14 protein-coding genes are annotated in these 13,825 nt (G+C 64.1%); 11 read left to right on the forward strand and 3 right to left on the reverse strand.

Annotation, left to right across the window (positions count from 1 at the left end; translation table 11 throughout):
* Nucleotides 1-9 precede the first annotated feature (9 nt).
* Nucleotides 10-858 (forward strand): TauD/TfdA dioxygenase family protein, encoded by an 849-nt coding sequence (locus tag IG122_RS08585; RefSeq protein ID WP_193182430.1) that lies wholly within the window; start codon nucleotides 10-12, stop codon nucleotides 856-858.
* A 21-nt stretch (nucleotides 859-879) separates the two neighbouring features.
* On the opposite strand, the gene IG122_RS08590 is transcribed toward IG122_RS08585, so the two are convergent.
* Nucleotides 880-1,743, reverse strand: a complete 864-nt coding sequence (locus IG122_RS08590) for a CmcJ/NvfI family oxidoreductase (protein WP_226893397.1) — start codon at nucleotides 1,741-1,743, stop codon at nucleotides 880-882.
* Between the two features lie 124 nt (nucleotides 1,744-1,867).
* Nucleotides 1,868-2,779 carry a LysR substrate-binding domain-containing protein gene (locus IG122_RS08595; RefSeq protein WP_193182432.1) on the reverse strand — a complete coding sequence of 304 codons (912 nt, stop codon included), beginning with the start codon at nucleotides 2,777-2,779 and terminating at the stop codon, nucleotides 1,868-1,870.
* 129 nt (nucleotides 2,780-2,908) lie between these two features.
* Between IG122_RS08595 and IG122_RS08600 the strand changes: the two genes are divergently transcribed.
* The gene (locus IG122_RS08600) at nucleotides 2,909-3,511 is read left to right on the forward strand and encodes a class I SAM-dependent methyltransferase (protein ID WP_193182434.1); all 603 of its coding nucleotides are present in this window, start codon (nucleotides 2,909-2,911) and stop codon (nucleotides 3,509-3,511) included.
* A gap of 135 nt (nucleotides 3,512-3,646) precedes the next feature.
* The gene (fliG, locus tag IG122_RS08605) at nucleotides 3,647-4,669 is read left to right on the forward strand and encodes a flagellar motor switch protein FliG (RefSeq protein WP_193182435.1); all 1,023 of its coding nucleotides are present in this window, start codon (nucleotides 3,647-3,649) and stop codon (nucleotides 4,667-4,669) included.
* A 17-nt stretch (nucleotides 4,670-4,686) separates the two neighbouring features.
* Here fliG and IG122_RS08610 read toward each other — a convergent pair whose 3' ends face one another.
* Nucleotides 4,687-5,910 carry an amidohydrolase family protein gene (locus IG122_RS08610; protein ID WP_193182436.1) on the reverse strand — a complete coding sequence of 408 codons (1,224 nt, stop codon included), beginning with the start codon at nucleotides 5,908-5,910 and terminating at the stop codon, nucleotides 4,687-4,689.
* Between the two features lie 109 nt (nucleotides 5,911-6,019).
* Between IG122_RS08610 and IG122_RS08615 the strand changes: the two genes are divergently transcribed.
* The 8 genes from IG122_RS08615 to pcaG all read left to right on the forward strand — a co-directional run bounded on the left by IG122_RS08615 (nucleotide 6,020) and on the right by pcaG (nucleotide 13,797).
* Nucleotides 6,020-6,433 carry a nuclear transport factor 2 family protein gene (locus IG122_RS08615; RefSeq protein WP_193182437.1) on the forward strand — a complete coding sequence of 138 codons (414 nt, stop codon included), beginning with the start codon at nucleotides 6,020-6,022 and terminating at the stop codon, nucleotides 6,431-6,433.
* 128 nt (nucleotides 6,434-6,561) lie between these two features.
* Entirely contained in the window at nucleotides 6,562-7,020 is a 459-nt protein-coding gene (locus IG122_RS08620; RefSeq protein ID WP_193182438.1) for a FecR family protein, read from the forward strand.
* A gap of 3 nt (nucleotides 7,021-7,023) precedes the next feature.
* Nucleotides 7,024-8,067: an OmpA family protein gene (locus tag IG122_RS08625; protein WP_193182439.1), complete on the forward strand. Its 1,044-nt coding sequence runs from the start codon at nucleotides 7,024-7,026 to the stop codon at nucleotides 8,065-8,067.
* A gap of 147 nt (nucleotides 8,068-8,214) precedes the next feature.
* Nucleotides 8,215-11,121: a CHASE2 domain-containing protein gene (locus IG122_RS08630; RefSeq protein ID WP_193182440.1), complete on the forward strand. Its 2,907-nt coding sequence runs from the start codon at nucleotides 8,215-8,217 to the stop codon at nucleotides 11,119-11,121.
* A gap of 166 nt (nucleotides 11,122-11,287) precedes the next feature.
* The gene (locus IG122_RS08635; protein ID WP_193182441.1) at nucleotides 11,288-12,028 is read left to right on the forward strand and encodes a GntR family transcriptional regulator; all 741 of its coding nucleotides are present in this window, start codon (nucleotides 11,288-11,290) and stop codon (nucleotides 12,026-12,028) included.
* Between the two features lie 34 nt (nucleotides 12,029-12,062).
* Nucleotides 12,063-12,443: a 4-carboxymuconolactone decarboxylase gene (gene pcaC, locus IG122_RS08640; RefSeq protein ID WP_193182442.1), complete on the forward strand. Its 381-nt coding sequence runs from the start codon at nucleotides 12,063-12,065 to the stop codon at nucleotides 12,441-12,443.
* Nucleotides 12,440-13,183, forward strand: coding sequence for a protocatechuate 3,4-dioxygenase subunit beta (pcaH, locus tag IG122_RS08645; RefSeq protein ID WP_193182444.1), 744 nt, complete (start codon nucleotides 12,440-12,442; stop codon nucleotides 13,181-13,183). The genes pcaC and pcaH overlap by 4 nt, the downstream gene beginning before the upstream one ends.
* Nucleotides 13,183-13,797, forward strand: a complete 615-nt coding sequence (gene pcaG / locus IG122_RS08650) for a protocatechuate 3,4-dioxygenase subunit alpha (RefSeq protein WP_226893398.1) — start codon at nucleotides 13,183-13,185, stop codon at nucleotides 13,795-13,797. The genes pcaH and pcaG overlap by 1 nt, the downstream gene beginning before the upstream one ends.
* The last annotated feature ends 28 nt before the right edge of the window (nucleotides 13,798-13,825 follow it).

Raw genomic sequence — 13,825 nt, forward strand, 5'->3', positions numbered from 1 at the left:
CGGAGAGACATGCCCGAACTGAAGAAACTGACCGGCTATATCGGTGCGGAAATAAAGGGACTCGAGCTCGGCGAAGAGATCGAGGCACCTAACGCCGCGCTCCTGCGCCAATGCCTCGCCGAGCACCAGGTGATCGTGCTGCGCGGCCAGCATCTCGACCGGTTGAAGCAGAAGGCGCTCAACCGTGTCTTCGGCGAACCGATGCGCCTGCCTTATGTCGAGCCACTCCCGGAGGATCCTGAAACCATCGCGGTGCTGAAAGAGGCCGACGAGGGTGGTGGCGGCGTTTTCGGCGGCGAATGGCACTCGGATTTCAGCTTCCTCGCGAACCCGCCCGCGGGCTCGGTGCTGAACGCGGTGGAAATTCCGGAGGTCGGCGGCGACACCGTCTGGGCCAGCCAGACGGCGGCCTACGCCTCGCTCCCGAAGGATCTGAAAGACATCGTCAATGGCCGCAGGGCGGTGCATGTCGGCAAGCCTTACGGCGTGAAGTTCGCGCCGCCGGAGGAAACCCGGTCCGGCGCCTCGATCCGCATGACGCGCGGCGATCCGGCGGCCGACAGGGAAACCTTCCACCCGGCGGTGATCACCGAGCCGCTGACGGGTGCGAAAGCGCTCTTCCTGAACCCGATCTACACGACGCGCTTCGACGGCATGACGGAGGAAGAGAGCGAACCTCTGCTGCAGGCGATCTATCGTCACTGCACCCGGCCCGATTTCTCCTGCCGACATCGCTGGCAGCCAGGCGACGTCGTGGTCTGGGACAACCGGACCACACTGCATTATGCGACCAACGACTATGACGGCCACCGCCGCCTGCTCTACCGCACCACCTTCACGGGCGCCCCGCCGCAATAGCCGGGCGCCCGCGACGCTGCTCTAGATCACCACATAGGTGCGGATCTCGATGCTCTCGCGCGCCGGCGTCGCATCGGTCTGGGACGGCAGCTGGAACGCACTGTGCGGCGTGAACCGGGCACGGCCGTCATCCAGGCTGTCCCAGCCCTTGATCAGCAGGATCTCGTCGTGCGTCATTTCCGGCGCGTAGTACCAGCGTTGTGCCGCGTCATGGGCGAGGTGGTAGATCTCGCCGACCCGGTTCGGGAAGACCTGATCGGTCGCGACGAGGTCTTCCGGCCGGATGCTCGTGGCATCGGCGAGGGCGAGCGGTGAGCGCTGCACCGGACCGACGATCGGACGCCAGACATTGATCTGGACGATGCGCCTGCCTGCGGACAGAAACTGCTCGAACGTCTCGTCGCCGAACACGTCGCGGGCCCGCTGCGGCCCGCTCCGGGCGGTGTAGTCGACATGGATACGTGTGGCCGCGCCGCGGTTTCCGTCCTTGTTGCGAGCGCCGGCTCCACCGTCGGAGCGGCGGGTCGCATCGAAGATCGCGACTTCGGCCGCCCCTAACTCCGTCTTCAGCAGGGAGCGGATCTCGGCGTAATAGGCGCTCTCCACTTCGGCGTCGTCATAGAGATCCGCGACGGCGGTCGGCGCGGTACGGAGCGCAAACCCTTCGCGGTCCAGGGAAAAGGAACCGCCCGTGACACGCATGTCCGCCACCAGCACATGCTTTTCAACCGTCTCGAAACCGAACTTCGGCGCGCCGCCCGTATAGGCTTGGCTGTAGAGTACGGGCTTGTCGGCCTGCGGCACGATAAATGTCATCGGCGCAACCACGTCGGCGGCGACCGCATTGTTGTGATTGTAGAGCCTTTCCTGCACGGAACCGGTCATCTCTCGTCTCCTTGTCGGCGGGCAGCTTCCATCCAGCTGCGATGTCCCGAAGGTGGGTCTGCCGCATCCCGGAGACAAAAGAGAAGAACTCAATATGACTTGAGAAAAACTCAAGTCATGACCTTCATGCGCGGTTCGCCGTGAAGATACCGGCCTGCTCAAGCAGCCACCGCTTCACGCGCCGAGCCGGAGCCGAAAGCGGATGACCCGTGGGGTGGCAGAGATAATAGGCCGCGCCGCTCGGCCCCGTCGCACCGAAGGGCGTGACCAGAGTGCCCCGGGCCAGACGGTCCTCGATGTAGGGCGCGCGGCCCATGGCAATGCCGTGACCGGCTTCCGCCACCTGGAGCCCCTGCTCGGTAACGTCGAGCTCCAGCGCCGAACTGAGGTCCGGCGGCGCCAGCCCGCGCGCGCGCGACCATTCGCGCCACTCGTCCGGAATGGTCCGGATGACGATGAGGCGGTTCTGCCTCAATACCGCCTCGATATCCTCAACCCCCTCGGGCACCAACCCCGGCGCCGCCACCGGCGTCGCGTTGTCGTCGAAAAGAAACGTCTTCTCGACATCCTGCCAGTTTCCACGGCCATACCGGATGGCCAGATCCACCTGGTCCCGGAGCAGATCGACGACCCGCGTTGTCGGGACCAGTTGCAGGTCGAGATCGGGATTGGCCGCCTCGAAGGCCCCGAGCCTCGGCAGCAGCCAGATCGCGGCCATCGAGGTTGGCAACGTCACCCGGACGACCGCATGCCCATCCTCCGGAAGCACGGCCCGGGTCGCGGCTTCCAGTTCGCGGATCGCCGGGTCGAGGCGGGCAAGGTAGCGCTCGCCGGTTTCCGTAAGCGCAAGCCGGCGGCCGGTCCGGTCGAACAGCCTGGTCTTGAGCAGGGATTCCAATTGCCGGATCTGGTGACTGATCGCCGACTCCGTGACACCGAGAGCGTCAGCGGCATCCACGAGGCGGCCGTGCTGTGCCGCGGCCCGGAAGGCGAGGAGCGCGCGGAAGGGCGGAAGCCGGAAATCTTTCTGAGCCATCCCTGAAGTTTATCTCAAGTCCGGCCCGGCGCCGAGCGGGAAGTGCTGCGGCTCCGCATGCCGCGATGCCGGCCATTGTGCGGACCGCCCCCAGGAGGCACACTGCGGCGCAAGAGGAAGGACGGAACGATGGTTGCAAACGACGCTACGCAGGCGGACGGCCTCAAGCTCAATCTCGGCTGCGGCAAGGTCATTCGCGAGGGCTGGATCAATCACGACATCATGCCGGGGCCCGGCGTCGATATCGTCTACGATCTGGAGACCTGCGGGATCGAGCCCTTCCCCCTCGCCGACGATTCCGTCTCGGAGATCCACGCCTCGCACCTGATCGAGCATATCGACCGCACGCTCCCCTTCATGCAGGAGATGTGGCGCATCGCGAGACCCGGCTGCCGGTTCGAGCTGAAACTACCGTTCGGTGCGACCGACATGGCCTCGGCCGACCCGACCCACAAGCGGCTCTATTTCATCCGAAGCTTCGACTATTTCCAGCAGCCCTTCTACAATTTCGCCGATTACGGCTATCGCGGCGACTGGGGGACGGACAACGTGATCTTCCGTATCCCCGCCAGCGTCGCCGGTTCGGACAATGCCGAGCGCCTGATGCATCGCATCAACACCGAACGCAATCTGGTTGCAGAAATGGAAGTTCATCTGGTTGCAATGAAACCGATGCGGCCGAATGACCGGAAACTCATGACTCTTCCGAACGTCAACTTGGTCATTGTTTAAACCGAACACTCGTCAGTCGCGGGGCCGGGCGCGATCAAATCGATCCAAAGGCCCATTTTTTTCGCGATATAATTACGTTTATGATTTTGTTACATTTCATTAGGTTTTTCGCTTCCTTCTGAGAAAGCTGACCCTATGGGCATGCGCATCCGCGAGGATTACCGGGGCATCACCGGACCGGAAAAAGCCGGCATTCTCCTGATGTCGCTTGGCGAAGACCAGGCCGGTAAGCTCTTCGCTCTGCTTGACGACGAGGAGATCAAGGAAGTCTCCCAGGTGATGGCCGGGCTCGGCACGGTCAGCTCCAATATCGTCGAGCGGCTGTTCGTCGAGTTCGCCGAGCAGGTCTCCTCCACCGGCTCCCTGGTCGGCTCGATGGACTCGACCGAACGCCTGCTGACCAAGGTGCTCGGCGGCGACCGCGTTAGCGCGATCATGGAAGAAATCCGCGGTCCGGCCGGCCGCACCATGTGGGACAAGCTCGCCAACGTGAACGAGCAGGTCCTCGCGAACTTCCTGAAGAACGAATATCCGCAGACCGTGGCGGTGATCCTCGGAAAGATCGGCCAGGCCCATGCCGGCAAGGTGCTCTCGATCCTGCCCGAGAACTTCGCCATGGAAGTGGTCATGCGCATGCTGCGCATGGAGGCCGTGAACAAGGAGATCGAGAAGGACGTGGAGCGCGTGCTGCGCACCGAATTCATGTCGAACCTCGCCCGCACCAACCGGCGCGACGCGCACGAGATGATGGCGGAGATTTTCAACAACCTCGACCGGGCGACGGAGAGCCGGTTCCTCTCGGCGCTGGAAGAGCGCAACAAGGACAGCGCGGAGAAGATCCGCAGCCTGATGTTCACCTTCGAGGATCTGGCGCGGATCGATCCGGCGGGCGTGCAGACGCTGCTCCGTGCTGTCGACAAGGACAAGCTGACGATCGCGCTGAAGGGCGCATCGGAGGAGCTGAAGGACCTGTTCTTCTCCAACATGTCGGAGCGCGCGGCGAAGCTGCTGCGCGAGGACATGCAGTCGCTTGGCCCGATGCGCCTGAAGGATGTCGAAGACGCCCAGACCGCGATGGTGACGGCGGCGAAGGATCTGGCGGACCGCGGCGAGCTCGTGATCGGCGGCTCCGGCGGCGACGACCAGCTCGTCTACTGACCTGATCTACTCCTCACTCAGGTGCCGCCAAGCACCGGCAACGGGCGGTGCACGGTCTGCCGGCCGTCCTTGAAGGCATAGAGCGGCTGGGAAATTTCCGCGACCGCCATCGCCGGATCCGTATTTTCGATCACCACCAGATCCGCCGGCTTGCCGATCCCGATCCCGTAATCCTTCAGGTTCATCAATCTCGCAGAACGGGTGGTCACCATCTCGAGGCAGGCCCTCAGCATGTCCGTGCGGCCGACCTGCGCGATGTTCGCATAGAGATTGGCCATCCGGATCAGCGAGCCGTCGCCGAACGGGGTGAAGGGGTTGAGCACGTTGTTGGTGGAGAGCGAGCAGGTCACCCCATGCTCCAGCATCCGGTGCACAGGGGACACTCCACGCGGCACCGAATGATCGTGCTCCCGCCCCATCAGGAAGAGATCTGTCGAGGGCAGCACCGTGACCGCGACACCGGCATCGGCGAGCCTCTTCGCATATTGTTCGAACTGCACCGGCGGCATGGCGGACAACTTGCTGACATGACCGATAGCGACGCGCCCGCCCCACCCGTACTCGTCCGTCTTCCGCATCACGTAATCCGCGTCGACGGATGAGAGGTCGGTCGAGAAATCCAGATGCATGTCGATATCGACATCGAATTCCCGCGCCATCTCGAACACCCGGTCGATCTGGCCGTTCGGGTCCGTATCCGTATAGGGCGTCGCGCCGACGCAGCGCGCACCGTCCCTCAGCGCGGTCACCATCAGCTCGTCGGTCCCCGGATTGTTCAACAAGCCTTCCTGCGGGAAGACGCAGATCTCGGTCTCCACCGCCCAGCGCCAGTCCGCGATCGCCGCCTTGACGCCCTCTAGCCCGCGCAAACCGATCACCGGGTCGACCTCGACATGGGTGCGGATGCGCGTGGTGCCGTTGACGACGCATTTGCGCAAGGTGCGGCCCGCCCGCTCGGCGATGTCCTCTTCCGTGAAGTCCGGCTTCACGCGCGAGACCTCCGAGATCGCCTCGGCGACATCGCCGCGCTCCGAGGAGCAGCGGTGCAGGATACAGGATTTGTCGAGATGGATATGTGTCTCGACGAACCCCGGAAGCAGCAGACGCCCTTCGAGATCCAGGGTGCGCGCACCCTCGGGGACCGTGCTGCCGACGGCTGCGATCTTTCCGCCGGCCACGCCAATATCGAGCATCCGGTCCGGTGCCTCCATCAGTCGGGCATTGCGGAACGTCAGATCCACGGGACGACCTCCAGAAAGCGAATGTCTGAATGACGCCCCATGGCGCCGATGCAGAAAAAGAGTCTACCTTTATTGCATGTGCGAAGGCGAGAGCAGATGGAGGAGCAAAATGACGGCGGACGACGAAGTCCAAGAGGTCAAAAACATGGTCGAGCGGTTCCTCGAGATTTCCATGATCCCTGACCCGGAAGGCGCCGCGCGGTTCCTCGCGCCGGATGCCGAGATCTATTTCACCGGGAAGACCCGCATGTCCCATCCGCGGGAAATGGCGGCCTACAACGCGTCACGCTACAAGTGGGTGAAGAAAAAGTTCGGGACCCTGGATATCGCTCCGGCCGAAGATCACATCGTGGCCTACGGGACGGGCACGCTCTACGGGGAATGGCCGGACGGAACGCCGTTCGACGGCAACCGCTATGTCGACCGCTTCGAGATCCGCAACGGCAAGATCACCCGCATCGATGTCCTGAATGACAGCGCCGAACGACTCCTCAAGCGACAGGTCGGCGAACCGGAAACCTGACCCTCGCTCCGCATGGTCAGCGCCACCACTTATTCGCGCATCGCTTGACGGAGCCGCCCTCGGCTCTTCAAACTCCAGCCTTCAATCGGCCGAAGGTCGACGCTCAGGGTTGGGGACCGGAGAGCAAAATGCGAAAATTTCTTATGAGCCTGGCGGTGCTCTCAATGCTTGCCACGGGCGCCGCGGCGCAGGATGCGTCTTCGGCCATCGGGACGGTCAAGGTCGCCAGCGGCGAAGCCGCCGTGCAGCGTGACGGAAAGATGCTTCCGGCCACCGAGGGCTTCGATATCGAACGCAAGGACACGCTCGTGACCGGCGCCGACGGTTCGCTCGGCATCACGCTGAACGACGGCACCCTGGTCTCTCTCGGCCCGAATTCGCGCTTCGAGCTGGCCGCCTTCGAATTCTCGCCGAGACGGGATGCCTTCAACTTCTTCGGCAAGATTCTGGAAGGGACGCTGATCTACCAGTCCGGCCGGATCGGCAAGATCGCACCCGAAAAGACCCGGATCGAGACGCCGCTCTCCGTCATCGCGGTTCGCGGAACGCGCTTCGCCGTCCGCGTACCTGCCAACTCGGGGAACTAGACGATGACGGAAAAGACATCATTCCGGCCACTCCGCACCCTGTTTGCCGTAGCGGCACTGACCCTCGGCATGAGCGCATGCGCGTTTGGCCCCTACGATACGAACGAGCTCAAGGAAATCCCACCGACGGACTCCCAGTTTCTGCAGACCCTCAGCGCCGAGTACGCGGCGCTCGGAGACCTCGAGCGCGAGGAATATGACTGGCCGGATACCGCCAGGTTCTACGATCGGGCGATCCGGGCAGCGAAAGGCGAGGTCTTCGAGCCGGAAGCTCTGGACGCGCGCGACCTGACTCCGGCGGCGCGGCAGGAACTCTCGGAGGCACGCGCTCGCCTCATGTCGCTGTTCTCCGCCGGCGCCAGATCCATTGCCGGACCGGGCAGCGCCCGCGGCCAGGCCGGGTTCGACTGCTGGATGCAGGAACTGGAGGAAGGCCACCAACCCGACGACATCGCCTCGTGCCGCGCGATTTTCGTGGCAGCGGTCACTGAAATCGAAGGGACGGTGAAAGGCGCGCTTGTGGTGCTCCTGCCCGATACCGACGGCAAGCTCGGCGCCGTCAGCGTCGGCAATCCGGGGGGGCAGGTCCTGCTCGATACGGAGCGGGCAAGCGCGCTCGTCGCGGCGGCGAATGCCGCACCGCAAAGCGCCGGTACCTTCGATCCGGCGGATGTCCAGATCGTCTTCGGAGATGCGATCGCGGCCAGCCCGGTGCCCCCGGTGACCTTCATCCTTTATTTCGAGCAGGGTACCGACACACTCACACCGGAATCGCAGGAGTTGCTCGCGCAGGTTCTGGAAACGATCCGCACGCGGAAACTGCCGCAGGTCGAGATCTCGGGACACACGGATAGGGCCGGCTCCGCCGCCTACAACGACGGGTTGGCTCTCGACCGGGCCCGGATCGTCAATTCCTCTGTGCTCGGCCTCGGTGTCCCGGAACGGGTGGTTACGGTCGAATCCTACGGCGAGCGGGCGCCGATCGTTCCGACGGCAGACGGCGTCTCCGAGCCCCGCAACAGGCGGGTCGAGATCGTCATCCGCTAGCCTCCTTGCCTGATCCGGGTATCCTGGGTTCGTATGCGCCGGGTTCACGCCCCTACCGCATAGCGCTACCGTCATCGGGAGGGCTGACTTGCACAGAAACCGCAGCGGGGGCGCCATCAGGCCCGCCGCTGCACCACCGAGGCTTGAATGGACGGCAGAGCACGCAACGAGATCGGCCAGGCGCCGCCGGCGGAAGGCAGTGCGTTTCCGTGGCTGGACGATCAGGATGAGGGCCGGCTCGGGAGATTCGTTCGCCAAGGCAGGCTGATCGCTGTCCTTCTGCTTCTCCTGCTTGTTATCCTACGCGTCCTCGATGTCCCACCGCTCGAGATTCCCCGGCTCTGGGCTTTCGACCGGCAGATCGGGCTGCGCGCCGCCCCGCCCATCCCCTCTCCCGTGCTTGCCGTCGACGTGACGGACGAGAGCCTGGCGCAGATGGGCCAGTGGCCTTGGCCGAGACGGCACTACGCCGATCTGGTCGAAAAGCTCCATCAGGCGGGTGCGGCGATGATCGCCTTCGACATTCTGTTCACGGAACCGGACCGGATGTCTCCGCACCTGCTCGCAGAAACGCTCCCCGGCCTTGACGCCAATCTTCGCCGTACTCTCTCAGAACGGGGCAGCTACGACGATGATCTCGCGGCGGCCATCCGCCTGCTTCCGACGGTGACCGCGACCGCGGCATCACCCGTCGGAACAGGAGATCCAGACGATACGAAGCGGCAAGGCCGCTTCGCGGTCCGCGGCACACCGGACCTCAGCAGCCTGCCCGGCATCGGTGGCGTAATCGAGAACATCCCCGTGCTCAGCGCGGCGAGCGCCGGCGCGGGCATCGTCAATCTGCTTCCGGAACCGGACGGCAACGCACGCCGCGTCCCGGCCGTGTTCCATGTCCTGGACCGGCTTGAACCCGGGCTCGCACTGGAAGCCGCGCGCGTTGCTCTCGACCAGTCCGGAATGTTGCTGGAGGTTCCTTCCATCCTCGGATTGAGCGGCATTTCGGTCGGCCCGCTTTTTGTGCCGACCGACAGGGAGGGCCGGATCTGGATCGACACCGCGCGGCCGGAGCGGGTCCCGGGAGTCGCGGCCCATGACATCCTTATGAACAAGGTGCCGGCCGCGGATATCGAGGGCCGCATCGTGATGATCGGAACCTCCGCCTCCGGCATCGGCGACCGGGTCCGGGCCGCCGGGAAAGAAAATCTCTCGGCATTGCAGTTCCAGGCCCTCGCACTCGATACCATTCTGACGGGTCGCACGCCTGCACGCCCGCCGGTGTTCGCACCTCTGGAAATCGCCGCCACGCTCCTCCTGTGTTGTCTGATGATCTGGCTATTTCCGGCACTGGCTCTGGCCTGGAAGCCGGTGGTTGCGGTTTCGCTGACTGCCGGCGCGGCCGGGCTCGCGGTGGCCGCGCATGCAGGTTTTGGCGTCCTCCTCGATCCGACCTTTCCCGGCCTCGCGATTCTGCTCACCGGCGGGATTTTCGTCCTTTCGGATCTCCGTGCGGAGATCTTCCTCCGGCGCCGCAACGAAACGATGCTGAAGCGGCACGATGCTTATATCCGGGAAGTCGTCGATGCCAGCTTCGACGCGATCGTAACCGTCGGGGAGGATGCCCGGATTCGCACTGCGAACCGGGCTGCGGGCCATCTGTTCGGGCTGCCGGCCGCGCATCTGATCGGGCATCCGGTCGCCGGCCGCCTGCGCGGAGACTGGGCGGAGGGGCTTTCGGCCGACCCGGCGGATCACCTGCGGCGCGCGGCCGTTGCCGGGGGCATCCTCGATGCCGATATCCTCGACCCGGACGGCATAACCTCCCATCCGACGGAGATTACGCTGACAGCGTCTGCTGCCGGCACCGAACGGATCTACGTGCTCGTTCTGAGAGATGTCTCGGTCCGCAAGGCGGCGGAAGCATCGGCCGATCGGGCCGCCCAGCGTCTGCGCGACGCCATCGACTCCATCTCCGACGGCTTCGCGCTGTTTTCTCCGGATCGGAGACTCGTCCTCTGCAACCGGCATTTCCGCGACATGCTCGGAGCCGCCGGCGATCTCGCCGAACCCGGCGCGCCTTATGCAACGATGCTGGAACGCTTCTCCGAGATCAGACGCCCCTCCGAGACCGGTGACGAACGGTCCGATTCCTGGATCGCCGGCCGGCTTGCATCCTTCGGCTCCGACAGCGCGCCTTGTGAACTCGCCACGACCGATGGCAAGTGGTACCGCCTCGACGAGCGCCGCACCGCCGACGCCGGGATGGTCTGCGTCTATACGGATATCAGCGAACTCAAGAACCGCGAGCTTGAGCTTGGGGCTGCGAAGGAACTGGCGGAGCGGGCAAGTCGCGCAAAATCGGAGTTCCTCGCCAACATGAGCCATGAGCTCCGGACTCCGCTCAATGCCATCATCGGCTTCGCCGACATGCTACGCAGCCAGCCATACGGCCCGCTCGGCAACGAGCGCTATCTCGGTTACGCGGGCGACATTTCCAACAGCGGCTTCCGCCTCCTTGCGATGATCGATCAGATCCTCGAATTTGCCCGGCTGGAGAAACTTCCAGCCAAAGTCGAAGCGGCTGCGACGGAGCCCGCGGCGATCATCCGTAGCGCGCTAAACGACCTAATCCCGGCGATCCAGCAGCGCGGCATCACTGTGGAGACTTCACTTGCGAGCGACCTGCCAAATCTGCTCGCGGACCCTCAGATGCTTTACCAGATCGTGCAGAATCTGATCGGCAACGCCGTCAAGTTCTCTCGGGACGGCTCATCTATCGAGATCGCCGGACGGCGCGACGAGCAGAACAGAATTGCCCTTTCCGTCCGCGACCATGGGATAGGGATTCCGCGGGAGTTGATCGCGCTCGTCACCCAGCCCTTCTGGCAGCGCCCGGGCGCGATGACCAGCACGCATGACGGCGTCGGCCTCGGCCTTGCCATCGTCAGCGCCCATGTCGAGGCCCATGGCGCAAAGCTTACCATCGACAGCGTGCCCGGCGATGGAACGACGATGACAGTTACCTTCCCGGCATCGCGCACCCTTGCACGCACCTGATCCGTTCCGCGCCAGGCCGCTTATGATGTATTCAATTTTCTGATTTTCGCACACGGCATTGCTATTTTTGCACCCGGGAAAGCCAAAATCTCGAAAACCTGTATACAGTATGATTTTTGATTCTTAATATTCCAGCGCAATCCGGCAAGAGATTGGAGCAGGGAGAATGACAAACGCGACCGAGGACCGCCTGCCGACGCAGTCGCAGCGGGCACTCGAAGGCATTCGCGAGCTGCTGTTCTCTGGCGTCTTCGTGCCAGGAGCCCGCCTGTCCGAGCCGGCCATCGCCGACCGCCTGCAGATTTCCCGCACCCCGGTCCGCGCCGCCCTCGCCCGCCTCGAACAGGAAGGCGTGGTCGACGCGATCCCGTCCGGCGGCTTTGCGGTCCGCAGCTTCGCTCCGAAGGACATTCTCGACGCCATCGAGCTGCGCGGCGTGCTGGAGGGTACCGCAGCGCGCCTCGCGGCCGAACGCGGCATCACGCCGGCCCAGTCCGTCGCGATGCAGAAGGTTCTGGCGGAGATCGACGAGATTCTGGAGGCGACGCACTACGCCCTCGACCATGACCGATACACCCGCTGCAACGCCACCTTCCACGATCTCATCAAGAGGGCGGCCGACAGCCCGGTGATCAGCCGCGAGATCTCCCGCCTCGTCTCCCTGCCATTCTCCGGCCCGAACGCCCTGCTGATGGTCCAGCGCGAGCTGCCGGAATTTCACGGCTCGCTGCTCCTCGCCCAGTCTCAGCACAAGGCGATCCTAGAGGCGATCGAGCTGCGCGAGGGAACCCGCGCCGAAAACCTCGCCCGTGAACATGCGCGCCTTGCCCGCCGCAATCTTGAGGTCGCAATGAACGATGACCGGATCAAGGCCCGCTATCCGGCCCTCACCCTGGTGACAGGCTGAGGCGCAAATGACCGACCTGCATGGAGCCATCTGAATGAGTGAACGCTACGACAACGGCATGAAGATCCGCCGCTCGGTCCTTGGAGACGCCCATGTCGATCGCGCGGAGGCGGCGAAGACGGCGTTCGATGAGCCGTTCCAGAGCTTCATTACCGAAGGTGCCTGGGGCACGGTCTGGGCGAGCGATCACCTGACCAAGCGCGAACGCTCCATGATTACCCTCGCCTTGCTCGCCGCGCTCGGCCAGTGGGACGAGGTGGCGATGCATGTCCGTGCGACCGTCAATACCGGCGCCACGCCGGAGGATATTCGCGAGGCGATGATGCATGTCGCGGTCTATGCCGGCGTCCCGGCGGCGAACCATGCCCTGAAGATCATCAAGAAGACCTATGCCGAAATGGGAGTGAAGATATGAGCCTGACGAACCAGAGGCCGGCAGCCAGTTTCTTTGCCAGGGACCGGGGCTGGCAGCCGGAAGCCCTGACCCCGCAATACAAGACCTCGGTCGCGCGTTCGCCGAGCCGGGCGTTGCTGAGCATGCCGCAGACCCTGAGCGAAATTACCGGCCCGGTGTTCGGTCACAACATCATCGGCCCGCTCGACAACGACCTGATCCTGAACTTCGCCAAGCCGGGCGAGAGCGCGATCGGGCCGCGGATCTATGTCTATGGCCGCGTGCTCGACGAGACCGGCCGCGGCGTGCCGAACGTGCTGGTGGAATTCTGGCAGGCCAATGCCGGCGGCCGCTACCGCCATGCCAAGGAAGGCTACATCGCGCCGCTCGACCCGAATTTCGGCGGCTGCGGGCGCTGCATCACCGCCGAGGACGGCAGCTACGAGTTCCGCACCGTTCAGCCCGGCCCCTATCCCTGGCCGAACCGCGGCAACGACTGGCGCCCGGCACATATCCACTTCTCGCTGTTCGGCCAGGGCTTCGCCCAGCGCCTGATCACACAGATGTATTTCGAAGGCGATCCGATGATCTGGAAATGCCCGATCGTCGACGTGGTGCCGCACCGCGAAGGCATCGAAAGCCTGATCGCACAACTCGACATGGACAGCACGGTGCCGATGGATGCCCGTGCCTACAAGTTCGACATGGTCCTGCGCGGCCGCCGCTCGACCCTGTTCGAGAACCGCCTGGAGGGGAACTGATGCAATCGCTCTATCGTCTGAAGGAAAGCCCGAGCCAGACCGCGGGCCCGTACGTCCACATCGGCTGTGTGCCGAATTTCTGCGGCATCGGCGGCGTTTACGAGGAAGATCTCGGCACCACCATGGTGAACGACAAGACCAAGGGCGAACGCATCTCCGTCTCCGGCACCGTCTATGACGGTACCGGCACGCCGCTGAAGGACGCCCTGATCGAGATCTGGCAGGCCGATGCGGACGGGCTCTATCCGAGCCCGGAGGAGCATCGCGGCACCGCCGACCCGAACTTCACCGGTTTCGGCCGCAAGGCCGGCGACTACCAGACCGGCGAATGGAAGTTCGAAACCGTGAAGCCCGGCGCCGTGCCGTTCCCGGACGGACGCAAGATGGCGCCGCATATCAGCTTCTGGATCGTCGCCCGCGGCATCAATATCGGCCTGCAGACCCGGATGTACTTCCCGGACGAGGCCGACGCGAACGCCAAGGATCCGATCCTGACGAAGATCGAGCACCAGAACCGGGTGCCGACCCTGATCGCGAAGAAGGAGGGCGACGGCGCCTACCGCTTCGACATCTATCTGCAGGGCGAGAACGAGACCGTGTTCTTCGACTTCTGAGTCCGAATTTCGGCGAAAAAGAAACGGG

It is taken from the genome of Nisaea sediminum, from assembly GCF_014904705.1.
Classification (GTDB): Bacteria; Pseudomonadota; Alphaproteobacteria; order Thalassobaculales; family Thalassobaculaceae; genus Nisaea; species Nisaea sediminum.